At 48.6% G+C, this 24,026-nt stretch carries 23 protein-coding genes; 13 read left to right on the forward strand and 10 right to left on the reverse strand.

The window, feature by feature from the left end; all coding sequences use genetic code 11:
• Window position 1 precedes the first annotated feature (1 nt).
• From moaA to mutM, 3 genes are all read left to right on the forward strand, one after another.
• A complete protein-coding gene (moaA, locus tag M0415_RS16075) occupies window positions 2–985 on the forward strand; it encodes a GTP 3',8-cyclase MoaA (RefSeq protein WP_249556538.1) in 984 nt (327 codons plus the stop codon).
• An 81-nt stretch (window positions 986–1,066) separates the two neighbouring features.
• Window positions 1,067–1,522 (forward strand): hypothetical protein, encoded by a 456-nt coding sequence (locus tag M0415_RS16080; RefSeq protein WP_249556539.1) that lies wholly within the window; start codon window positions 1,067–1,069, stop codon window positions 1,520–1,522.
• A 24-nt stretch (window positions 1,523–1,546) separates the two neighbouring features.
• Window positions 1,547–2,362, forward strand: coding sequence for a bifunctional DNA-formamidopyrimidine glycosylase/DNA-(apurinic or apyrimidinic site) lyase (mutM, locus tag M0415_RS16085; protein WP_249556540.1), 816 nt, complete (start codon window positions 1,547–1,549; stop codon window positions 2,360–2,362).
• Between the two features lie 61 nt (window positions 2,363–2,423).
• On the opposite strand, the gene M0415_RS16090 is transcribed toward mutM, so the two are convergent.
• Genes M0415_RS16090 through M0415_RS16100 form a run of 3 tightly spaced genes read right to left on the reverse strand, consistent with a single transcriptional unit; the run spans window position 2,424 to window position 5,554 of the window.
• A complete protein-coding gene (locus M0415_RS16090; RefSeq protein ID WP_249556541.1) occupies window positions 2,424–4,148 on the reverse strand; it encodes an ArnT family glycosyltransferase in 1,725 nt (574 codons plus the stop codon).
• 13 nt (window positions 4,149–4,161) lie between these two features.
• Window positions 4,162–4,821, reverse strand: coding sequence for a TVP38/TMEM64 family protein (locus M0415_RS16095; RefSeq protein ID WP_249556542.1), 660 nt, complete (start codon window positions 4,819–4,821; stop codon window positions 4,162–4,164).
• 1 nt (window position 4,822) lies between these two features.
• Window positions 4,823–5,554, reverse strand: a complete 732-nt coding sequence (locus M0415_RS16100; RefSeq protein ID WP_011624605.1) for a glycosyltransferase family 2 protein — start codon at window positions 5,552–5,554, stop codon at window positions 4,823–4,825.
• Window positions 5,555–5,787: 233 nt separating this feature from the next.
• On the opposite strand from M0415_RS16100, the gene M0415_RS16105 reads away from it, so the two are divergent.
• Entirely contained in the window at window positions 5,788–6,951 is a 1,164-nt protein-coding gene (locus tag M0415_RS16105; RefSeq protein WP_249556641.1) for a nucleotide sugar dehydrogenase, read from the forward strand.
• A 24-nt stretch (window positions 6,952–6,975) separates the two neighbouring features.
• Window positions 6,976–7,992, forward strand: a complete 1,017-nt coding sequence (locus M0415_RS16110) for an NAD-dependent epimerase (RefSeq protein WP_249556543.1) — start codon at window positions 6,976–6,978, stop codon at window positions 7,990–7,992.
• A gap of 49 nt (window positions 7,993–8,041) precedes the next feature.
• Here the strand turns inward: M0415_RS16110 and M0415_RS16115 are convergent, their stop codons facing one another.
• Together M0415_RS16115 and coaD are read right to left on the reverse strand one after the other, a co-directional pair.
• A complete protein-coding gene (locus M0415_RS16115) occupies window positions 8,042–9,514 on the reverse strand; it encodes a capsule assembly Wzi family protein (protein ID WP_055648190.1) in 1,473 nt (490 codons plus the stop codon).
• Between the two features lie 66 nt (window positions 9,515–9,580).
• Window positions 9,581–10,072: a pantetheine-phosphate adenylyltransferase gene (gene coaD / locus M0415_RS16120; RefSeq protein ID WP_011718800.1), complete on the reverse strand. Its 492-nt coding sequence runs from the start codon at window positions 10,070–10,072 to the stop codon at window positions 9,581–9,583.
• 276 nt (window positions 10,073–10,348) lie between these two features.
• Between coaD and M0415_RS16125 the strand changes: the two genes are divergently transcribed.
• Window positions 10,349–11,419, forward strand: coding sequence for a glycosyltransferase (locus M0415_RS16125; protein ID WP_023266187.1), 1,071 nt, complete (start codon window positions 10,349–10,351; stop codon window positions 11,417–11,419).
• A 316-nt stretch (window positions 11,420–11,735) separates the two neighbouring features.
• Window positions 11,736–12,908 carry a glycosyltransferase family 4 protein gene (locus M0415_RS16130; RefSeq protein WP_109287647.1) on the forward strand — a complete coding sequence of 391 codons (1,173 nt, stop codon included), beginning with the start codon at window positions 11,736–11,738 and terminating at the stop codon, window positions 12,906–12,908.
• A gap of 35 nt (window positions 12,909–12,943) precedes the next feature.
• On the opposite strand, the gene M0415_RS16135 is transcribed toward M0415_RS16130, so the two are convergent.
• The 3 genes from M0415_RS16135 to M0415_RS16145 are packed head-to-tail and all read right to left on the reverse strand — an operon-like array spanning window position 12,944 to window position 16,221.
• Window positions 12,944–14,020 carry a CDP-glycerol glycerophosphotransferase family protein gene (locus M0415_RS16135; protein WP_249556544.1) on the reverse strand — a complete coding sequence of 359 codons (1,077 nt, stop codon included), beginning with the start codon at window positions 14,018–14,020 and terminating at the stop codon, window positions 12,944–12,946.
• Window positions 14,021–14,039: 19 nt separating this feature from the next.
• Window positions 14,040–15,125 carry a glycosyltransferase gene (locus M0415_RS16140; protein WP_249556545.1) on the reverse strand — a complete coding sequence of 362 codons (1,086 nt, stop codon included), beginning with the start codon at window positions 15,123–15,125 and terminating at the stop codon, window positions 14,040–14,042.
• A gap of 52 nt (window positions 15,126–15,177) precedes the next feature.
• Window positions 15,178–16,221 carry a glycosyltransferase family 9 protein gene (locus M0415_RS16145; RefSeq protein WP_037428319.1) on the reverse strand — a complete coding sequence of 348 codons (1,044 nt, stop codon included), beginning with the start codon at window positions 16,219–16,221 and terminating at the stop codon, window positions 15,178–15,180.
• Window positions 16,222–16,309: 88 nt separating this feature from the next.
• Between M0415_RS16145 and M0415_RS16150 the strand changes: the two genes are divergently transcribed.
• Window positions 16,310–17,062, forward strand: coding sequence for a 3-deoxy-D-manno-octulosonic acid kinase (locus tag M0415_RS16150; RefSeq protein ID WP_037428317.1), 753 nt, complete (start codon window positions 16,310–16,312; stop codon window positions 17,060–17,062).
• 14 nt (window positions 17,063–17,076) lie between these two features.
• On the opposite strand, the gene waaA is transcribed toward M0415_RS16150, so the two are convergent.
• On the reverse strand, window positions 17,077–18,351 hold the full coding sequence (gene waaA / locus M0415_RS16155) for a lipid IV(A) 3-deoxy-D-manno-octulosonic acid transferase (RefSeq protein ID WP_249556546.1): 1,275 nt from the start codon (window positions 18,349–18,351) through the stop codon (window positions 17,077–17,079).
• 245 nt (window positions 18,352–18,596) lie between these two features.
• Between waaA and M0415_RS16160 the strand changes: the two genes are divergently transcribed.
• From M0415_RS16160 to glpG, 5 genes are all read left to right on the forward strand, one after another.
• Window positions 18,597–19,244: a TetR/AcrR family transcriptional regulator gene (locus tag M0415_RS16160; protein WP_011718812.1), complete on the forward strand. Its 648-nt coding sequence runs from the start codon at window positions 18,597–18,599 to the stop codon at window positions 19,242–19,244.
• A gap of 259 nt (window positions 19,245–19,503) precedes the next feature.
• Window positions 19,504–20,697, forward strand: coding sequence for a glycine C-acetyltransferase (locus tag M0415_RS16165; protein WP_249556547.1), 1,194 nt, complete (start codon window positions 19,504–19,506; stop codon window positions 20,695–20,697).
• A gap of 11 nt (window positions 20,698–20,708) precedes the next feature.
• The gene (gene tdh, locus M0415_RS16170) at window positions 20,709–21,734 is read left to right on the forward strand and encodes an L-threonine 3-dehydrogenase (protein WP_249556548.1); all 1,026 of its coding nucleotides are present in this window, start codon (window positions 20,709–20,711) and stop codon (window positions 21,732–21,734) included.
• A gap of 98 nt (window positions 21,735–21,832) precedes the next feature.
• Window positions 21,833–22,138, forward strand: coding sequence for a thiosulfate sulfurtransferase GlpE (glpE, locus tag M0415_RS16175; RefSeq protein WP_011718813.1), 306 nt, complete (start codon window positions 21,833–21,835; stop codon window positions 22,136–22,138).
• Window positions 22,135–22,977, forward strand: coding sequence for a rhomboid family intramembrane serine protease GlpG (glpG, locus tag M0415_RS16180; RefSeq protein ID WP_249556549.1), 843 nt, complete (start codon window positions 22,135–22,137; stop codon window positions 22,975–22,977). The genes glpE and glpG overlap by 4 nt, the downstream gene beginning before the upstream one ends.
• A 76-nt stretch (window positions 22,978–23,053) precedes the next feature.
• Here glpG and elbB read toward each other — a convergent pair whose 3' ends face one another.
• A complete protein-coding gene (elbB, locus tag M0415_RS16185) occupies window positions 23,054–23,710 on the reverse strand; it encodes an isoprenoid biosynthesis glyoxalase ElbB (RefSeq protein WP_249556550.1) in 657 nt (218 codons plus the stop codon).
• Between the last annotated feature and the right edge of the window lie 316 nt (window positions 23,711–24,026).

A 24,026-nucleotide genomic window follows, 5' to 3' on the forward strand; every position in this document is an offset into this window, starting at 1 on the left:
TATGAGCCAACTTGTGGATGCCTTTGACCGTCAGGTCGAATATTTACGACTCTCAGTGACGGATCGCTGCGACTTCCGTTGTGTCTACTGCATGACGGAAGATCCCTGCTTCTTGCCCAAAGACCATGTACTGCACCTCGAAGAGTTGGCTTGGATTGCCCAAGCCTTTACTGAACTGGGGGTGACCAAGATCCGCCTCACCGGCGGCGAGCCCTTGGTGCGTAGCGATTGCGATCAACTGGTGCACTTACTGGGCAAGCTCCCTGGGCTCAAAGATTTATCGATGACCACCAATGGTTCTAGGCTCAGTAAGTTTGCCAAACCTATGTTTGATGCGGGTCTTAAGCGCTTAAACATCAGCCTAGATACCCTTAACCCCGAGCTCTTTACCCAACTCACGCGCAACGGCAAATTAGCACGTGTTATCGAAGGGATTGATGCGGCCATCGCCGCAGGTTTTGAGCGCATTAAAATCAATGCAGTGATCCTTAAACAGCAAAACGATCATGAAGTGATTGATCTGGTTAATTTTTGCCGTGACCGCAACCTAGATATCGCCTTTATTGAAGAAATGCCGCTGGGTGAAATGGACGAGCGTAAAGACGCGCGTCATTGCAGCAGCGATGAAGTTAAGGCCATGATTAACGAGCATTATCCCCTGCAGCTTTCTAATAAACGCACAGGCGGCCCCGCGCGTTACTACACCATGGCGGATAGTCCGATTCACATCGGGTTTATCTCACCCCATAGCCACAACTTTTGCCACGAATGTAATAGAGTGCGCGTAACCGTAGAGGGGCAATTATTGCTCTGCCTAGGTAATGAACACTCCATTGATTTAAAAAGCATTGTGCGAGAATACCCCGGGGACATTGAGCGCCTTAAAACCGCGATTCTCCAAGGTATTAAGCTCAAACCTAAGCAGCATGTTTTCGATAATAGTGGCGTGCAAATCCTGCGCTTTATGAATAGCACTGGCGGTTAACCCCTCTCACCTAGGGCTAGCATCTCTATTTTGCCGTGATACACTCAAGGCATCAGTCCCCTTTTTTGTGTCACTCTTGCCATGGCGCTTACTCGTAAACAGTGGAATAACATCATTATTCTTGCCTGCATTTTTATCATTGCGGTGCTGACGTTTATGGACAAGAAAACCCATAATGTGCCGAGTGATGCCCAACTATTATTTGATGACAATGCGCCGCTGGCGCAGTTGCAGCTAGATGGTGTGTGGCTGCATAAGCAAGCCTCGGGTTGGGAGTGCGATCCGCTGGTGCTCAACTGCACGCAATGGGTCAAGGCTTGGCAAGGCTTAAGAGTCTCGCCATTCAGCGAGGCACCACAGCCCACAGGCAAGCCGCAGGAACTGGTGATCCAAATTGCCGAGATCCGCCAATCGCAACGTTGGATTTATTTCCCCGAGGACGGTGTGCTCAAGTCGCCCGCTGGTAACTGGTACTTAGTGCCCCCCAGCCTAAGGGCCGATTTACAACCAATCCTCGATGCCAAATCCACCAGCTAATCTATTACCTAAAAGAACTCAATCATGCCGGAATTACCAGAAGTCGAAGTCACCCGTCAGGGCATAGCCCCACATCTTGTCGAACAAACCGTGGTTGACCTCGTAATCCGTAACGCCTCACTGCGTTGGCCCGTTCCCGAACTTGCCAAACAGATCATCGGCCAAACCATACGCCAAGTGCGCCGCCGCGCTAAATATCTGTTAATCGATACCGATGCCGGCACCAGCATAGTGCATTTGGGGATGTCGGGCAGTTTGCGGATCCTGCCCCATGACACGCCAGTGGAGAAGCACGACCATATCGATCTCGTCCTCGCCAATGGCCGTATTCTGCGTTTTAACGATCCGAGACGTTTCGGCGCCTGGTTATGGTGCCAATTGCCAGAGGAAGCCCATCCACTGCTGGAAAAACTCGGGCCAGAACCTCTGACCGATGCCTTTAACGTCAATCAGTTAGCGGCCGCGCTGGCAGGTAAGAAGAAGGCCATCAAACTCTGCCTGATGGATAACCATATTGTGGTGGGTGTGGGAAATATTTACGCCAACGAAGCTCTGTTTGCCGCCGGAATACATCCCGAGGCAGAAGCAGGCAAGATAGATATTGAACGTTTAACGCTACTGGTTGCCGAGGTCAAACAAATCCTCGCCCACGCCATCAAGCAGGGCGGCACCACGCTTAAGGACTTCACCAATGCCGAGGGTAAACCCGGCTATTTCGCGCAGAAGCTGCATGTTTACGGCCGCGGCGGCGAAACCTGCACTCAGTGCGGCAATCTACTCAGCGAAATCCGCCTGGGTCAACGCACCACAGTATTTTGCGGTATCTGCCAGACGCGTTAATCTCGCCGATAAAAATGCCTGCAATCGCAGGCATTTTTAGCTTCTTCGATATGGCCTTTGATTACTCTTTTAACCAACGGCCTGGATGGTCGGTAAAGTAGCGGTACTCACGCTCTGGCGCTTGGCACTGAGGCTTAAGCTCTGACGCAGATAACAAAATCCACTCGTCACGGTGGGCAATCCCCATGCTCTTACCGCCTTTGATATCGAAACAACTCAGCTCGGCACCGCTAGGCACTAACACATAACGCTGCTTGTTCTCCTGCATCCATTGCCACGCGTTACGCTCTTGCTCTTCTAGCGGCGCGAGGTAACTAAAGTGCGTCACACTCATGGGCGAGAACAGGATAAATTGCTCTTTAAAGTTTACTAGGCCAAGTTCGGCATCCTCACCTATCACCTCGGCGGTGTGTAGCATCAGGCTTCTTGGGGTGCGCATCTCATCGAGCATAGCGTAACCCCAAGTGCTCACCAGCACCCAGCCCAAGGCTGAAACCAGCCCCACCTTGACCAGTGCAAACTGACGACGCGCCAGCCACAGCAAGGCAAACCAAAGCATCCCGAGCAAAATAAACAAGTAACCAATGCCAGTGAGATCATCGGTATAGTCCGCCAACGCTTTGACGAGCGCAGGATGATGGATAAACGCCAACACACCCGCCACTAACACGAGCGCGCCTAAGAACCACAGCACACCAGTGACCAGTTTTTCAAACCAGGCTTTTGGCGAAACGCCCGTTAATATCGCCGATGCCGCGAGGGCCAACATAGGTAATGCAGGCAGAATATACACGTTGCGCTTACCCGGACTGATACTGAAAAACAGCACCACGAGTCCGACCCAAATCAGCAGAATCGCAATGGTGGGGTCGGCCTTTACCTTTTGCACCCACTGTTTCCAATAGGCAACCACCAGCAACGAAATCGGGAACCACATCCAAGGGATCACGCTCAGCACGAAGAAATACCAAGGCTTGATATGGTGCCAAGCATTGACGTAACGCTCGCCCGTTTGCTTAAACAAAATATTATTTTGATAGGCCACCATCTCGGGTGTGCCATGGGCTTGAACCGTCATCACCATGGGCACTAACCAACAAGCAATCACGGCCAGCATGGCCAAAGGCCCCGCGAGGCACAGCCAAGTTAAGCGGCTCTCGAAACGGGTCTTATCTTTGAAGGCGTAAATCCCAATTGGAATGAGCAACAACAGGGGCAAGAAACCAACCCCCTTAGTGATCACCCCAAGCCCCATAAATGCCCAGCCAATAAAATACCAATGCCACTTAGGCCCAAGCATAAAATGTCTGATTAATCCGTAACATCCCACGGTTATCCAACACATCACCATGGCATCTATCTGGGCATTTTTCGCCTGCATCAAAAACTGCGGCACGATAAGGAGCAATAGTGCAGCGTTGCGGCCAACCCGCACATTCCACAATCTGGCACCCAGATCATAGACAAGGAATACCGTCAGCAAGCCACAGAGGGCATTGGGGAGTAAAAAGGAGAGTTTTAACGACCCCGTGAGTTGATAAAACAGGGCAATCGCCCACATAAACACTGGCGGCTTATCGGGATAATATTCCCCGCCTCGGGTAGGGAATAGCCATTGACCCGAGGCAACCATCTCCCGCGCGACCTCAACAAACCGAGGCTCGTCGGCGGGCCAAGGGGAACGAAAACCTATGCCAACCAGCAAGATCAGCAAACTCATCAACAGCAGCGGCCAGAGTACTTGGTAATAATCTTCGCTATTGAAACGACGATTCAATGCATCCATTCCTAATCCCTATTTAGTTTTCCAATTCATCCACCTGCTTACGCAGGCTAGAACGGTAAAGGTAAGCACCGATAAGACTCGAGATAATAAACAGCCCGATACTGATCCCCAGTTGGTTATGATCAGATAAGCCAATGCCCGCGCCCGCAAAACTGAATATCAGCATCTGCGGCAAATAACCCAGCACGCTGCCAAACATAAATCCCCCTGCGGGGATGTGTGTCGCCCCCGCAAACAGATTCGTCAGCAGATTACTGCCCACGGGCAACAGACGGATCATTAAGACTTTTAACCAAGTCCGATGAAGGATCAGCGCCTCAAACTTTTGTAAACGATTGCCAAAACGTCGTTGCAGACTACTTCGAATGGTTAATCTCGCGGTATAAAACGCCAGCACACAACCCAACAATGCCGCTAAGGTGGAAAATAAGCCACCATAGATTCCACCGAGGGCAAAGCCGAATACAAAGGCGATCACCTGCCTCGGCCCACCGACAGCGGTAAACAAGGCGCCAACCATCAGCAACACCGCCAGCGCATAGGCCCCTTGAGCGGCAATAAAATGTGCTACCCAATTGCTATCGGTTACATGCTCGAATAACCCTTGCTGGGCCGCAAACATTAACACCAGCAAAATAAAGACGATAAAAATCGCCTTATAGAGTCGCTTCATCTTAATCGTGCCAGCTGGTTTCGCTACGGGCGACCTTAGCGATTTTCGCCCTGCGACCGAGCCACATGACGCCCATGATGTCGACAATCCCGACCCAGACCCGATTCCAAGCGGTATATTTAGACACGCCAACTTGGCGATCCCTATGATTAACCACAGAAATAAACACTTCGCCCCCCATGCGGCGCACCAGTGCTGGGATATATCTGTGCATATGGTCGAAGTAAGGCATGCGCAGGAAGGTTTCGCGGGGGAAGAGTTTTAAGCCACATCCGGTATCGGGTACGCCATCGTGTAACAGTGCATCACGCACTTTATTCGCAAAGCGGGACTGGAATCGCTTCCACGCGGTGTCTTTACGGTTTTTGCGATAACCGGCAATACAAAAATGTTCGGCATGAATTTGCGGCAATTGAGCCAACATAGCGGGAATATCCGCAGGATCGTTTTGCCCATCGGCATCTAAGGTGACAATGTATTTACCGCGGGCATGTAAAACGCCAGTGGAAATAGCGGTACTTTGGCCCGTACTGCGCTCGTGACGAATAGCTTTAGCATCGCATTGCATCACCTCTGCGGTGTGCATAACTTCACCAAAAGTGTCATCCTGACTACCGTCGTCGACAACAAGAATTTCAAACTCAGTCAACCCTTGCAGGGCTTGGCATATCTCTTTCATTAATGGGCCAATATTGCCCACTTCATCTTTGGCGGGGATCACGACTGAAATCACGTTAAGGCTCCAAGCTTAATAACCATGAGTACGGTAACATAGGATTGTGGCAAACAAAAATCTGCATTGATAGGATGTTATGAATTAAACGGAACGCGAGCCCAGCATTGTATACGGGTGAAAATCGAGAAAAGAGCACTTAATTTGGAACTGTGGATTTCATCGAAATGACATATTCTAATGCCGCAGAAAATGCTAGTTTGGGAAACAAAATGCCAAACTGTATAAAACCTATGAACATAGTTGTAGTTGGAATGGGCTATGTTGGCCTATCGAACGCGGTTTTACTCGCCCAGCATAACCAAGTAGTAGCGATTGATTTGATGCCCGAGCGCATCGAGTTAGTTAATGCGCGTAAACCAACGGTCGCCGACAGTCTGATTGAAGAATACCTGCAGCATAAAGCCTTAAATCTCAGTGCCACGAGCGACAAAAACGCCGTTAAAGAAGCTGATTTTGTCATCATAGCGACTCCTACAGATTACGACCCACAAACCAACTACTTTAATACTCAGTCGGTCGAACGGGTGGCCAAGGAAGTACTCGCCCTGAATCCTGACACCACCATTGTCATCAAATCGACTGTGCCAGTGGGTTTTACCGAAGGGCTGAGAAGTAAACTCAACAGTGACAATATCTTATTTTCGCCAGAGTTTTTGCGTGAAGGTAAGGCGCTTTACGATAACCTGCACCCCTCACGGATCATAGTGGGTGAACGTTCCGAACGCGCCCAAGCCTTTGCCGATCTGCTTGCTCGCGCCGCAATTAAGCAAGATATTCCAATTTTACTCACAGACAGCACTGAGGCTGAGGCGATTAAGTTGTTTGCCAACACTTTTTTAGCCATGCGCGTCGCCTACTTTAATGAGTTGGACACCTATGCGGAGAGCCGAGGGCTCAACACCCGCCAGATTATCGAAGGCGTATGTTTAGATCCGCGCATCGGCGATTACTATAACAATCCTTCCTTCGGTTATGGCGGTTACTGCCTGCCCAAGGACACTAAGCAATTGCTGGCCAACTATAACGATGTGCCTAACAATCTCATCAGCGCCATTGTCGATTCCAACACGACCCGCAAAGATTTTATCGCCAACGCTATTATCAGTAAGCAACCGAAGCGAGTGGGTATCTATCGCTTAATCATGAAATCCGACTCAGACAACTTCCGCGCCTCGGCGGTACAAGGTGTAATGAAACGTATAAAGGCCAAGGGCATCGAAGTCGTGGTCTATGAGCCCGTACTCAAGGAAGACGAGTTTTTTAACTCGAAAGTGATCCGCGATTTACTCGAATTTAAAGCCATGTGCGATGTGATTATTTCTAACCGTATGGCCAATGAACTCGAAGATGTCGCCGCTAAGGTGTACACCCGGGATCTGTTCCATCACGACTAAGCGTCCAAAATATAAAGGTTTACTATGAAATACTTGGTCACAGGCGCCGCCGGATTTATCGGCGCTAAAGTCAGTGAGCGCCTCTGCGCACAGGGCCATGAAGTTGTCGGTATCGATAACCTCAATGACTATTATGATGTTGGGCTAAAGCTAGCCCGACTGGCACCGCTCGAGGCCTTAAGCAATTTCCGTTTTATTAAACTGGACTTAGCCGACAGAGACGGCATAGCGGCATTGTTTGCAGAACAAGGTTTTCAACGGGTTATCCATCTCGCCGCGCAGGCAGGGGTGCGCTACTCCCTCGATAACCCCCTCGCCTATGCCGATAGCAATTTAGTTGGGCATCTCACCATTTTAGAGGGCTGTCGCCACCATAAGATTGAGCATCTAGTCTATGCCTCTTCATCCTCTGTGTATGGCTTGAATCAAAAGATGCCATTTTCGACCGAGGACAGTGTCGATCATCCGATATCCCTGTACGCGGCGACCAAGAAAGCCAACGAGTTAATGTCGCACACTTACTCGCATCTCTATCAGTTACCCACCACAGGCTTGCGCTTTTTTACCGTGTATGGTCCCTGGGGACGACCGGATATGGCCTTGTTTAAATTCACAAAAGCCATTCTCGCGGGCGACACTATCGATGTGTATAACCATGGAGATCTCAGCCGTGATTTCACCTATATCGACGATATCGTTGAGGGCATCATCAGGGTGCAAGACAAACCACCTCGCCCAACACCGGACTGGCGTGTAGAAACCGGTACACCGGCTAATAGCAGCGCACCCTATCGCGTATTCAATATCGGCAATGGCAGCCCAGTGCAATTGCTGGATTTTATTACCGCACTCGAAAGTGCACTCGGCATTGAAGCTAATAAACAATTCTTACCCATGCAGCCCGGTGATGTGCATTCCACCTGGGCAGATACCGAAGACCTGTTTAAGGCGGTGGGTTATAAACCCCAAGTGGATATCAATACTGGGGTGGGTAGATTTGTCGAGTGGTACCGCGCGTTTTATGCGAAGTCAGCTCTCTGAGAAAACAAAAAGGCCTGCTGATTTGCAGGCCTCTTTATTGGATTAGCGCTTAAAAACGGTATTCAAAACTGCTGAAGAAAGTCGCATTAGTATCGTTTTCTTGTACATCAAATTCCGATCTCGATACTGTACCGCCCAGACTCCACATGCCCTTCCACACCGGCATACGGTAAGAAAGTTCCAGCATCAACAAGTCTTCCTTCGGTGGCTGTGGCGCCCATGTGGTCGCCACATTGGTGCCGTCTTTATTCAACTTGGCATAACGCAGTAGCGAAGTAAAACCACGGCTGTTATGGAACTGACCAACCAAACCAAACACAAAGACTTGGGCATCGCTATCATAGGTCGAACCTAAAGCTCTGCCGTAGTAACGCGCTCCACTGAGGTAAACAGGATCTTCATAGAAGCAGTTAGGCTTGCCATCACACTCGACAAAGGTATCCGAGTATTCCATGAATAACTTGAATTGCTTACCCGATGTGCCGAAATGGGTATCTATCCCCCAGAGTGAGCCGCAATCGCTACCGTTTTCACAGCTATGCTCAAGGTACAAACCAACGGGAATATCCTGCCAAGTGTCGGCATAACGTAAATCGATGCTCTGGGTTCTATGGCCCGCGTCACGGCGTTGATCGGCCAAGCAAGAATCCGAACCGTCGATGCACACCGCATTGCTTGCCACCGAGTCCCACCAAGAATCGAAGTCGCAATTCTGCCCTTCACCACAAAATAGTGTTGACCAAGATAAGCCTATTTCTAGCTGCTGAAGGGGTTTGGCGGTGAAACGCATATCCCATTCAGCCATTTTAGGCACGGCACGCTCTTTTTCAGCCATGCTAAAACCGGTCTTGAAGGTCCAAGGCCCAATCCAAGATAACCATGGCGTTTCGAAGGCGGCGGCATTATTACGGCTGAGCGACAGTGACTGCATAGGGCGCGCATTGTTAGAGCGATGCAACGCCGAGTCAAATCCCGGCCCCCACCATTGCTCAACCGTACCTAAGGTCGCAATCCAGTTACCCATGATTACAGCAAAATAAGACTCATCGAGACGGAAGTTTTTGTTATCTTGCGGATCGTAGGTCTCAGCAACTGTGGTTTTATAGGCCACACGTGAGCCTAAGTATTCGTAGGAGGCTTTAGCCTCACCCTTTTCACGGTAGTCGGAGCCATAATGCTGGAAGCGAGCAGGATCGGTCGCACCCGAGAGTTTAACCCTAGCATTGCCGCGATTATCGACGGCATTTTGATAGTAAAAGTTAACTCGGGCAAAGGCTTGTACTAATCGGGGAGACAATAGCTCGGGTTCGACTTTTGCCAAGTCGCCACCAATTCCCGACCACATCAATGGAAAGGTATTCACAGGCACACGGATCACGCCCGCATCGGCCAGTGCTTGAATATCGGCTCTTAAATAAATGTCCGAGGCATCCACCCAAGGGGCGGCAGCAACGGAAGCAGAAAACAGTAAACCAGATGCAACGCTAGCAGCGAGGATAGAGGGGGTCAAAAAAGCCTTCATAACATCCTTTTCATTATCATCGCGAGGCCTGATGCCTCAAAGGTTTTATGGAAATACTCAGCCTTATCAGGCTTTTGCGAGGTTAAGCTTGGCGGTCAACGCGCTTGCCACCTCAGGGTGTACAAATTGACTCACATCGCCGCCATGCAGCGCGACTTCCTTCACTAAAGTGGAAGAAATAAAAGAGTTTTCTTCGGCCGGCGTTAAAAACACGCTCTCAAGATCAGGGCTTAATCTGCGATTCATATTGGCCAATTGGAATTCATACTCAAAGTCGGAAACCGCACGCAAACCACGCACCAGCACGCTCGCACGCTGTTCCTTGGCAAAATCCACCAGCAAGCCCGAAAAACCAACCACTTCCACATTATCCAAATGGGCTGTGACGCGGTTTACCAGCTCAACGCGCTCCTCAAGGGTAAACCTTGGCTGCTTAGATGGATTGGCCGCAATGCCAATAATCACATGCTTAAACAACTTAGCCGCACGCTCAATCAAATCGGCATGACCATTGGTAATGGGATCGAATGTCCCAGGATAAATCGCTCTTGTATGCACTTTGCTGACTCAACTCAGATAGATACCCAAAAATCATTGCCGCCAGTCTACTCGTTTTAGCCACTTGAGTGAATCATCCCGATAAAAACCGCTGAAAATCCCGTTAAAAATTGAAATACTGGCAAGAATTCCTCGGATTAAGCCCATGTAAAGGCATGAACTGATATAATGCCGACTCGCTATATATTGGCTTAAGTAGGCAGCGGCTTTTCGTCCAACCTCGATGGATTGAAACCACACCACAACCGATTAAGTCCACGTAATCAGAGCACTTATATGAAAAAAATCGCCATTTTTTGCCATAACTTTTTCTCGAACGGCACAGTCAAAATCGCCTTATCCCAGGCCGAAGTGCTGCAGGAAGCCGGGCAAGATGTTCACCTCTTTGTGTTCCATAAAGAGGGGGATTTTATGCCGCCAGAAAATGTGACGATTCATTATCTTTATGAAGCTGGCCAAAAGCCAAGCCTACAGGAGCAAAGACAACGCCTGCAGGCCAAGGTGGCCGAAGCGGAACAATCGGGTAAGTTCTCGCTATTTTTAAGTAACTCGACCGATTGCGATGTGGTTGTTTCCGGCTGCGATTTCGATCCCTGCTATTACTTTTGCCACTGCGCCCTTAAGCAAGAACTCTTGATGGAATTAAAGCGTGGTCCAGTGCATTTCTGGCGTCGCTGGAAAAAGGCTAAGGCACTGATTGGCAAAAAGATCATTACAGTTTCCAATGGCATCGCCGATGAGCTCAGAGCCACTTCCTGGCTCAAACCACAAAGCGTTCAGACAATCTATAATCCCTTTAGATTGGAGGAAATCCGCAAGAAGACTCAGGAAGAAATTGCCGAGATCCCAAGTGAGCCTTATATGATCCATGTCGGCCGCGTGACACGGCAAAAGCGCCACGATATTTTGTTTAAGGCACTCAGGGATATGCCAACGGCCCCTAAGCTTGTCCTGCTGTGTAATCGCCCCAAGAAGGCACGCAAACTCGCTAAGAAATACGGTGTCGAACACAGAATCATCACACCAGGGTTTCAACACAATCCCTACGCTTGGATTGCCAAGGCCGAGTTGATGTTACTCAGCTCAGATTTTGAAGGCTTACCGACCGTGGTAATTGAGTCTTTAGCCTGTGGTACGCCTGTCGTCAGTACTGACTGCCCACATGGGCCCAATGAAATTCTCACAGGGCATTTAGCACAATATCTCGTCCCCGTTCGCCAACCCGCGCTGTTGGCACAAAAGGCACTGGAGTGTTTGGCCTCACCACCAGCTTTAGACAATCTAGAAATATTAAAGGCCGTAGACAGCCAATATATTGCCGCTCAATATATTAACTTAGCGAAATAAATTTTCACTTTTAATTAGAACGCCATTTCTTATATTGGCGTTCTAATTAAAATCGCAACAAATTGATACAGCATGAAACACCATTTAAAATAAAAATTAATATAACAAATGTATCAACAAACCATTAATTTCATCAGACTTATTGATTAAGGTGATACAAATTAAAAACATTTAACGAACAATTAATTATATAATACCGCGTCCTGCATTAATTAAATCATTATTTAATTGATCGCCATAATTAAAAACCTCAAAATATTCCGCTTGGAATAAATTTATCTCACAAACGGAATTAGTGAGTATTTTTGGGGTAGTTATGAGTAAGCTAAAGGTCGCTTTATTGGTCGATGAATATTTTGGTGGTACAGGTACAGTGTACGGTGGATACGGCTTTCTGGCCCGTCATCTGATCGCCAAACACTTGCCCAATGAGAACATTGAAGTAGAAGTACTGATAAAAAAAGATTGCAGCAAACAGCGATTAATTCCCCGTCGTTATATGATCGATGGTATCAAAGTGTATCGTCTTGCCGCTAAGTTTATGGATTTTCTTAATATTAGATTCTTAAAAAAGAAAAACTATGATCTTTTCTTATCCATCGAAATGACGACCCATTCCTATCGTATTCTTAAAACAATCCCCAATATCGATAAAAAATTGTTATTCTGGGTTCAAGATCCACGCCCCGATTATGAATGGGACGAAATTAATACCGTAAAACTCTTTCCTGAGAAAAGTTATTGGGATAGCAACATTTATCAATTTGTCCACGACCTATGGGCCGCAGGTAAAGTCTCGTTTATTTCTCAAGCGCGTTTTCTCGATAGAAAAGCGCGGGATCTCTACAACCTCGACGATAAAACCGAGATCAAATACTTACCTAATCCTATCGAGATTGATCACAGCTTCGATGTCGAAACCCATCCGAAGAAAAACCACATTATCTTTCTCGGTCGCATCGAGTCGGTTAAGCGTGGTTGGTTGTTCTGTGAGATTGCCAAACTGATGCCAGAATATGAATTTTTCATGCTTGGTCAATCCTTTAGACAGTCGAAGAAAAACCAATCCATCATGAATAACTACCTCGACATCCCTAACTTACACTTTGTGGGGCATGTTGAAGGGGAGAAAAAGGCGCAGTTGATTAAGGACGCTAAGATTTTAGTGAATACCTCAATCCACGAGGCGCTACCGATTTCGTTTTTGGAAGCCTTATCCTACGGAACGCTGCTCGTAAGCTGTCGTGATCCCGATGAACTCACCAGCCAATTTGGGGTATTTACCGGCACTGTATTAGGGGATGGTTTCGATAAAGTCCCACTCTTTGTCGACGGTATCCGCCATTTGATGGAAAACGAGCCACTCCGCCAAGAGCTGGCGCTAAAAGCGGTGAACTACATCAAAGCGACTCACAGTATTGAAGATTTTCAGAAAAATATGCAGGAGATTATCTTTAAGCTGGTTGAAGAGACTAAAGCACAAAGCTAAAAACAAGGCCGACACTATGTCGGCCTTACTTTTTCTTAAAACAATTTCCAATAGCCTAACTTGCGGCGCATTTTAAAGTGTCGTAGTAGGTTCAATGGCTTAGGTTTAAGCCAAGCGGTTCCCTTATCGATAAGAGCATCGGTTGCCGCGAGTACACGCTGGCTAGACTGACCATCTCCCGTGGGGTGGATTTGATTGCAATAATCATGGATATGCGTCATCAAATCATCGGGGCGGCTAAGCGCTCTAGTGAGTGCAGGTTCAATCTCTTCGACTCGGTTAATATCGATTAAATGCGCCTTCGGTGACTGATTTTTAAAGGTCACTACAGGCTTACGCTGCATTAAAAACATCAATAAAATCGAGGAAGTATCGCAGAGCATCACATCTCCCGCCTGCAGAAGCGGGATCACGTTGTCGGTTTCCACAAACTGCAGATTCTCATTTTCGAGAGTCTTATATTGCTCAACAATACTTGGCTTCATCTTAGGGTGGAATTGTACCAGCCAGCGCCACTGGCTCTTTTGCGACAGTGCTTTAATCTGCTCGAATACCTCAGGCGCACAGGTCAGACTGGGGGAGAATGTCGAGCAAAACAGCACTACGGGCCGTGGATCATCGGGCTTAATGTAAGGATTATCTTTATTTTCAATAAATAAAGGATCGAGTGCTGGCCAGCCCGTTTCGGCCACGGTAAAGGTGCCGATTTTTTTCTCTAGCTCAAGGAAAGGTAGCGTTGTCGCTGGTCCTTGGGTGCAATATAAGTCAAAGCAATCGCGGATTTCGAAGTGATCTTCTCGCCCCTTATGATTCATTTTGCCCGCATTAAAACCGTGGAACACCCCCACTTTTACTCCAGGGATAAAGCTTGGCACTACGTTACCCGGCACGAACACGGCATCGGGTTTCCATGCCTTAACGGCATCGATATCGGGTAAGCGTTTTTCATCCGCTTTAAGGAATTTGGGGTCGACTTCACGGCCTTCGAGGAACCAACACGCCTCATCGCCACGGGCCAGAATCACTTGCTGCAGAGGCCTTAGCATCGCATAGGAATAGTTCTGTGCTATGTAGAACAAATAACGTCTTTTATTTGATTTACGCGCTTCCACCGCTTTCTCCTCGGGTAAATTATTTCGCTAGCGCGAGATATTGTTCGGCAATCGCAGTCGCATCCACCTTAGCTAAAATCTCCACATTGTCGAGGGATGGCGGCTGGGCGACCACGGCGTCAATCATCTTGGCCAAGGCCGCAGGACTACGACGGGGCACAAGATAGGGAGCCAAATTGCCGGTCAAAATCTCATTCGGCCCATGTGGGCAATCGGTACTGACCACTGGCGTGCCGCAGGCTAAGGATTCGATTAATACCGTCGGCAATCCTTCGAAATCGGAACTCAGCACCAGTGCTTTCGCACGTTTGATCCAAGGAAAAGGATTACTCTGGAATCCAGGAATGATTAAGCGCTTCTCGATGCCGTATTTCTTCGCCGCTTTAATCGCCTTCTTGTGGTTATGGCATAACAGCACCACGGGTAGCTGATTTTGGGTCTGTTTAAGGGCTTCAAACAGCACATCGTGGCGCTTCTGCTTAGCAAAACGTCCCACGTGGATCAGATAGTCACCCTGAGGGATTTGCGGATTATCTTGCTGCGATTGAGCAACAATCTCATTAAATTCAAATGGATTGTAGATAGTTCGCATGGATGCCGGCTGCAAACGTCCCTTAGCTTGGATCTCTTTGGCTATGCCGTTGGACACAGTGATCAAATGCTGGCCATTGAGCGCTTTTTTCGCCCGCAGTTTCTTATAGTAGGCGAAGGGGCCTAACTTAAACTGACGACTCAATTCTTCTTCAACCGATGAATGCACAATCACATAGAGAGGTGTCACCCCAGTTTTGGTCATCATCAAATTGGTTTTATCAAGATTAGATAAAAACAGATCGAACTTACCGACTCGGGACTCAATCTCGGCAATCTTTGCCCGTAACTTATCGACCGATGCCCCTAGGCGCCCGAAGTGGTCATAATCTTTATCTTTGTCGGCAAAACATTGATGTACAGGTAAATTTTCAGGAGTTTCGTAATAACGATTATCTTCCATGACCAAAAAATGCGGCTCATGCCCTAGGCTAATAAACTGCTTTGCCAAGGTAATCATGACCTTCTCGGCTCCACCACCCGCTAAACTGTCGATGGCTATGGCTATCCGCATGATTTTTCTCCTAAACGATAATCTAAAACTCAGGGTGACAGGCTAACAGTGGTTAACTGTGTGTCTGCTGAATAACCTGATCAAATTTCTCTATCACGGCTTCGACACTAATTAGCGCCATAAGGTGCTCACCCTTAGCACGGGTGCCCCATTTCACCTCACCGCTTTGCTGTGAGGCGATGGCCTCTTGGTAGGCGCTTACCACATACTGCTGCGATAAATAAGGCCCGGTGCGACCTGGGTTGGAATGGGCATATAAACCTATGACAGGCGTCCCTTGCGTGACCGCCATGTGTGCAGGGCCTGTATCGGGCGCTAGCACTAGGCTGGCGCGTTTCAGCAGAGCCAGCAATTGAGTCAAACTGGTTTTGCCGACTAAGTTATCGAGTTTCGCAGAACATGCATTGGCAATATCGTCGGCCAATGTCTTTTCAAGTGCTGTTGGGCCACCGCAGAGAATGACTCGATAACCCTTATTCACCGCATGTTGCGCCACGGCGGCATAGCGCTCGGGCAGCCAATTTCGCTCGGCTTTACTGGCAGCCGCGCAAATGACTAATACCTTCTCGCCATCGGCAATCTGGCGCTGGGCAAATTCAGTATCCGCTTGAGGGACTGGAATATTCCAACTCGGGGTGATGTCGCTCACGCCAATCGCCTTGGCGAATCCCATAAAGCCGTCCAGCACATGGGGCTCTGCTAAAGGTTCGACTCTATGATTGGTGACCAGCCATTGACCTTCTTTGGCGCGGGCACGGTCGAATCCGACCCGAACCTTTGCCGAAATCGCGAGGGAGGCCAAGGTAGCACGTAGCGCCACTTGCATATGTAGCAAGACATCGAAGCGACGGCCTTTCAGCGCCTTATGCAGATTAAGGTAACTGCGCCAGCCCTGGGATTTATCGAAAATCACAAACTCAATACCGGGCAAGTGCTTTAATAGTTGGTATTCGAGCTTGCCTATCACCCAAGTGATTTTGAGCTGGGGATATTGGCGTTGAATCGCCTGCACCATAGCCACGGCATGACAGACGTCACCGATAGCCGATAGCCTAAGCAGGCAGAGAGAATTCATGGTGTTGGGATTTAAACTCAAGCGAATAGCTCTTAAGGTTATTTGGCGCAAGCTAAGGATCTTAATGTAGAATGGCCGCAGGTGCCACGCTTAAGTCAACAAATCTCCCATGAACGCACAAATCAAAATCATAAATACCGCAGATGGCTATATGGCACTTTGCCAAGATACGCCTGAAGACATTACTCCGGCTTGGTTTTCGGTGGATTTCTGGCGTGAAAAAGCCGCGGTAGTGGGATCATCCAAGGGACGTTACACCACTTGGTTTGTGGCCTTTAGCGAGCGTCATTGGGTGTTGCGACATTACTGGCGTGGTGGCCTGATGGAGAAATTCAGTAAGGATGCCTACTTCTATACCGGGCTTGAAAATACCCGCGCCATGGGCGAATTAAGGCTACTTGACTTGCTCTACCGCGAGCAATTTGCGGTGCCTAAACCTATTGCCGCCAATATTGTGCGCGATGGCTTGTTCTACCGTGCCGACATTATTATCGAGCGGGTCAATGGCGCCGAAGACTTGGTCGCTAAGTTAACCAAAGGCGCTATGACTCCAGAGCAGTGGCAAGCATTAGGCGCCACCATTGCCCAATTTCATCGCCGCGGCGTTTACCATGCCGACTTAAACGCAAAGAATATTTTGTGGCAACCACAGCAAACGGATGGCGTACAAGAACGTTTCTATCTGATTGATTTTGACAGGGGTGAAATCAAAACGCCCCATGCGCAATGGCAGAAGGCGAACCTTGATAGGCTGCTACGCTCCTTCAATAAAGAACAAGGAAAACAACCTACGCTCGCCTTTACGCCCGCCGACTGGGCGGCTCTGCTAGCGGGCTATCACTCAGTGCTCCCCAAAGCCTAATCACCTAAACGGCGTTAGGCTGTTTGGCGCGAGAGTAAGGATTCTGCGAGAGCAAACTGACGCTGCAGGGCACCACGATTAGCCTCTACCACGGCAAGGCCCGCTTCAGCGGCTTGTTGGCGTAACGCAGGTTGTTCAAAATACTGAATTAAATTCTCACCCAACTCTTGGCCTGAACTCACAATTCGCAGGCCGCCCGCGTCAGCCAACATTTGGGTAATTTGGGCAAAGTCCCAATGATTCGGCCCCACCATCACAGGTACGCCCATGGCCACGGGTTCTAAGGGATTATGGCCACCATTTTCAATTAACGTCCCGCCCACAAAGGCTTGATCGGCTGCGCCATAGAAGGTTAGCAATTCACCCATGGTATCGCCCACCAGCACCTGCGTCGTGGCGGTAATCGCTTGAGCCTCACTGCGGCGCACAAATTCAAACCCTTGGCTGGCGACAACATCGGCCACCGCCGCAAACTGTTCGGGATGACGCGGCGCAATCACCAATAACGCCTCAGGCCATTTAGCGAGCAGCTGCTTATGGGCGCTCAGCATGGCATCAAACTCACCGGGGTGAACACTCCCAGCCACCCACACGGGCGCAGCCTCTTTCCCCCAAGTCTGCCTTAGCTCTCGTGCTAGGGTTAATCGTTCAGGGGTGATAGTTAAATCAAACTTCAAACTGCCGCAGACTGTGACTCTATCAGCAGGCACCCCAAGGTCGATAAACCGCTGCGCTTCGGCTTGGGTCTGCACCGCAACCACATCTAAACGTTGCAACATGGGGCGACTCAACTGTGGACGCTTGGCATATTGCGCCGCCGATTTGGCCGACAACCTAGCATTAGCGAGCATCAAGCGCACGCCGCGCTTAGCCGCCAGCGCCACGAGATTCGGCCACAGCTCGGTCTCCATAATGATGCACCATTTGGGAGATAACTGGCGTAGAAAGCGGTTCACGCACCAAGGCAAATCGAAGGGCAAATAGCAATGCTGTACTTGATCACCAAAGGCTTTACGTACCTCAGCAGAACCAGTGGGGCTTGAGGTTGTAACCGTAATCTTAAGCTGTGGATGCGCCTGTTGGATCTGGCGGATTAACGGAATCGCCGCCAGCGTCTCGCCCATGGAAACCGAGTGGATCAGCAAATCCGTCGATTTAAGTCGTGTTAATCCGAAGCGTTCGCCCCAGCGGCCACGGTAATCAGGGCTTTTAATGGCACGGAACGCCAAATAGACAATGAGCAGAGGGGATAATAGATAAAGCAGCACACTGTAAAAAAATCGATTCATAAAAATCGTGCTTATGAGTTTTTGCCTGATGAATAGCGGCAATGTTAGCATAATATCCCCAAGCGACCTCAAGATACGAGTTTCAGCCTATTGAGATTGTTTGGGCATATCAATCGTATTGAATTGTTGTTCATTGGGATAAATCCATACGATTTTAAATTAGGGATAATTTACCAGCAGTGTAGCGGTCGTTGGTTAGCCTTCTTTAATCAATTTGTAGCGTTCACTAGCCACTTGGAAAATATATGAAAACCCGCGACAAAATCATCTATGCCAGCCTTGATCTATTCAATGAGCACGGCGAACGAAATATCACCACCAATCATATTGCCGCTCACCTGAATATGAGTCCCGGGAATCTTTATTACCACTTCCGTAATAAGGAAGACATTATTCGCTCGATCTTCAGTCTCTACGAGGCGCACCTCGAATCGGGATTCCAACCCTATGAAGGCGAGCAAGTCAATGTTGAGCAATTGATCGGCTATTTCGATGCGATGTTTTATACCCTGTGGCAATTCCGTTTTATGTACGCCAATCTGGCCGATATTCTCGCCCGCGATGAAGAATTAAAAAGCCGTTATCTGCAGGCGCAGCAGCAAGTATTAACGCGCTCGAGCCACGTGCTGGATAAACTCAAGCAAGATGGTTTTTTAAATATCGACAATGACAAAATCACCCAACTTGCCGACACCATTAAGATGATTGTGAGTTTCTGGATTGGTTATCAACTCACTCAGTCCAGCACTTCGACCATCACTAAAGGCATTTTGTACGAAGGTGTACTGCGGGTATTGATGATTTTTAAGGCCTACGCCACACCAACCTCTCAAGCAACTTTTAGCCGTTTAGAGCAACACTACCACGAGCTAGCGACCCAAGATTCGCTCTAATCGTCCCGCGCCGTCGCATTTAGCACTAAACTCAACAGGTTAAAGGTGCTAAATGCGGACTCAATTTATGCCCTCTGCGGTGATGCAACCCTAAAGCCGACCATGTTGCACATTAGTTTTTATAATGTAACAACCCCTTTAGCCCTAAACTAATTTATCTAGCTAACCTGCATGAAAAAAAGGCTGTAGGCCGATAGGGTTTAGCGTTAGAATGCCGCAACTCCCAGAATCAGAATAAAGTTAACTAAGGAGATATCAGGTGGCCTCTACCTCATTCTACGCACAGATTAATCAACAGCTTGCCGATGTTAAAGCCGAAGGTTTATATAAAAGCGAGCGTGTTATTGCCTCACCGCAACAGACTGCCATTCAAGTTAATCACCAAGAAGTTGTTAACTTTTGCGCCAACAACTACTTAGGCCTAGCCAACCACCCAGAACTGATCAAAGCCGCACAGCAAGGCTTAGACTGCCACGGCTTCGGTATGGCGTCGGTCCGTTTTATTTGTGGCACCCAAGACATCCACAAGCAACTCGAAGCCAGCCTGAGTGAGTTTCTCGGCATGGAAGACACGATTCTGTATTCTTCTTGCTTCGACGCCAACGCAGGTCTATTCGAAACCCTGTTAGATGCCGAAGATGCGATTATCTCCGACGCCTTAAACCATGCCTCTATCATCGATGGCGTGCGTTTATGTAAGGCTAAACGTTTCCGTTACGCCAACAACGATATGGCGGATTTAGAGACGCAATTGATCGCCGCAAAAGCAGCTGGCGCGCGCAATATTCTGATCGCCACCGACGGCGTATTCTCAATGGACGGCGTCATCGCCAACCTGCAAGGCGTGTGTGATTTAGCCGATAAATACGGCGCATTAGTCATGGTTGATGACTCACATGCCGTGGGCTTTGTTGGCCTAAACGGCCGTGGTTCGCACGAACACTGCGGCGTGATGGGCCGTGTCGATATTATCACCGGCACCTTAGGCAAAGCCTTAGGCGGCGCATCGGGCGGTTTCACTGCAGGCAAAAAAGAAGTCATCGACTGGTTACGTCAACGCTCTCGCCCTTACCTATTCTCTAACTCATTGGCGCCTTCGATTGTAACTGCCTCTATCCATGTATTAGAGATGCTGAAATCAGGCCAAGCACTGCGTGAAGCGGTATGGGAAAACAGCCGTTACTTCCGCGAAAAAATGTCAGCGGCAGGCTTTACCTTAGGCGGTGCAGACCACGCGATTATCCCTGTGATGATTGGCGATGCCAAACTGGCGAGCGATTTCGCTAACCGTTTATTAGCAGAACATATTTACGTTATCGGCTTCTCATTCCCTGTGGTGCCTAAGGGACAAGCCCGTATTCGTACTCAAATGTCGGCGGCCCACACCCGTGAGCAACTCGACAAAGCGATTGAAGCCTTTACCCGTATCGCTAAAGAAATGGCGATTATTTAGGACCCTACAAAATGAAAGCACTAAGCAAGTTAAAAGCCGAAAAAGGCATTTGGTTAGTCGATGCGCCTAAGCCTGAAATGGGCCACAACGATCTGCTGATCAAGATTAAAAAAACCGCCATTTGTGGCACCGACATGCACATCTACAACTGGGACGAATGGTCACAAAAAACCATTCCTGTGCCTATGGTGGTAGGTCACGAGTACGTGGGTGAAGTGGTTGATATCGGTCAAGAAGTACGTGGTTTTAAAATTGGTGACCGCGTTTCTGGTGAAGGCCATATCACCTGCGGCCATTGCCGTAACTGCCGCGCTGGTCGCACCCATTTATGCCGTAACACCTCCGGTGTGGGTGTAAACCGTGAAGGTTCATTTGCCGAATACTTAGTGATCCCAGCCTTTAACGCCTTCAAAATTCCCGATGATATTAGCGATGATTTAGCATCTATCTTCGACCCGTTCGGTAACGCAGTGCACACTGCGCTGTCATTCGACTTAGTGGGCGAAGACGTGTTAATCACTGGCGCGGGCCCTATCGGTATTATGGCTGCGGCCGTATGTCGCCACGTTGGTGCTCGCCATGTGGTCATTACCGACGTTAATGAATACCGCTTAGAGTTAGCTCGTAAAATGGGTGCTACCCGCGCCGTTAACGTGGCTCGGGAAAACCTGAAAGACGTGATGAAAGAACTCGGCATGACCGAAGGGTTCGACGTGGGTCTCGAAATGTCTGGCGTACCGTCAGCCTTCCACGCCATGTTAGATACCATGAACCACGGTGGTAAAATCGCGATGCTCGGCATTCCGGGTGGCGAAATGGCGATTGATTGGAGCAAAGTGATATTCAAGGGTCTGGTCATCAAAGGCATTTACGGCCGTGAAATGTTCGAAACCTGGTACAAGATGGCAAGCTTGATCCAATCAGGCTTAGACATTTCGCCTATTATCACGCACCACTACAAAATTGATGATTTCCAAAAAGGCTTCGACGCTATGGGCTCGGGCCAATCAGGTAAAGTCATCCTCAGCTGGGATTAATTCTCTTAGCTATGCCAATCACGGGGCTGTACACATGCAGCCCCATGTTGCACACTTATCCCATCGCTTATCCCTTTTCAGTTATTTCAGGTTTTATTATGTCTTCCTTTAAACACCTTAGCGTGAATCAATTAGTGCAAATGACCGAGTCAAAGCCAGTACAAATCGTCGATATTCGCGATGGTCACAGCTTTAACAACGGCCACATTGATGGCGCATTTAATTTGAATAACGAGAATCTGGCGCACTTTATTGGCCAAGCGGATATGGACAGTCCTTTAGTGGTGGTTTGCTACCATGGCATCAGCAGCCAAAATGCCGCGCAATACCTTTGTGAACAAGGCTTTGATGATGTCTATAGCCTAGATGGTGGCTTTAGCGCTTGGCATGAGGCCAATGCATGATAGAGATTGGCAGACTCCCCAACAGCAGAGCCGCGCAGGCCTTTGTCGATTACCTTAAAGGTGAACAGATAGACTGCCAGATTCAGCCATTGCCGCAGGGAGTCGCTATTCTGGTTATCCGCGATCAAGATGCCGAGCAAGCCCGTAAAGAATTCGCCCATTTTATCGCACATCCTTACGATAACAAATACTTACAAGCCTCGTGGGAGCATGGTGATACTCATACTAAGCTCGACTATGGTGCCCCTTCTTTACAGCTTTTTGCGCAATTTATCACAGGTGCAGGTCCAGTTACTCTTATCATCTTTGGCCTCTGTGTACTGATTTATGCCGCGATGAATTTAGGCTTCGGCGGCCCGGTTTATGAAACGCTCTCCTATTTCGGTGCGGTGCCTGACACCAGTGTTGGTCAATTCTGGCGCGTGTTTACCCCAAGCCTGATGCACTTTTCGGCCATGCATATCATCTTCAACTTACTCTGGTGGTGGTATTTGGGTGGAAAAATCGAGACTCGCATAGGTACAGCCCCGCTGTTAATCCTGCTACTGGTCGCCGGTACTTTACCCAATGTCGTCCAATACTATGTTAGCGGCCCCAACTTTGGCGGGCTGTCGGGCGTAGTGTATGCCGTCGCCGGTTACACTTGGGTTATGGGGATCCGCAAACCCGCGGCGGGGATAGGTTTACCGCCCTCCTACATGGGATTTATGTTGATTTGGCTGGTGTTAGGCTTTACGGATTTCTTAGGCGTGTCAGTGGCGAATGGCGCCCATATTGGTGGATTACTGATAGGTCTCGCCCAAGGCTGGTTCGATAGTCGCAGTAAAGCCACTCGCTAACTTACCGCGATAACTTCCAAGCTCGATTAAAAAGCAGGGTAAGCCTTAAGGCTTACCCTGCTGCATTTAGGCGCTGTTACTTGGCCAGCTCTAATACTTTAGCGACCAGCTTCTCGATGCCAGAGTGCGCTTCGGCAATATTCCCCGCCAGCATATAAGCGGGCGTGCTGACAATCTTATTCGCCTCATCTACCACGATATCATGCACAGTCGCCGCCTGATGATGGCCGCCCATCAGATTAAAGGCTGCTACCGTATCCACATCATTACCGATAGTGCCCTTAGCGCCGTGTCCATATAAACGCGGGATAATCATAGGCGCGATACAAATAAAGCCGACAGGCTTTTTCGCTAGAATAAATTCATTAATAAAATCAGTAACGAGTGGATTCACTTCACACTCACTGCCATTCGTGGCGAAGTTACACAGATTTTTCGCCGCCCCAAATCCGCCAGGGATAACCAGTGCATCGAAATCGGTAATATCGAGTTCGGTGGTTGCTTTTACTTCGCCACGGGCGATACGTGCCGATTCAACCAACACATTTCGTGTCGCCGTCTTGTCTACTTCGCCCGTGAAGTGATTAACAACATGCATCTGATTGATATCAGGAGCAAAACATTGATATTGGGCCCCCGCTTTCGACAGAGATAATAACGTTAAAACCGATTCATGGATCTCTGTTCCATCGAAAACACCGCACCCACTGAGCAATACTGCGATTTTTTTCATTATAAATATCCTTCTTATGTCATTTGGTTTTAACAAACTGTAAACAAAATGGTTGATCTGCTTAAAAATCATGCTAACTTAGTTCGTCGAATCTAAGGGTCGGTGAAAATTAACACAGCCTTTAGGTATTTTACGGAGTCAAGAAAAAATCCACAAATCAGGAAGATTTTTCAAGAAACAGTATTGAACTCACACAAATATTTTAAAAGTATAAAAATCAACAACTTAAAAATATCGCACCAAGCCGTAAACATCGCCATTATTCACAGTTGACTTTTTCACTCACAGAGTTATCCACAGGCTGAGAGTCAATTTG

Source organism: Shewanella sp. 10B (assembly GCF_023475885.1).
GTDB classification, from domain to species: Bacteria; Pseudomonadota; Gammaproteobacteria; order Enterobacterales; family Shewanellaceae; genus Shewanella; species Shewanella mangrovisoli.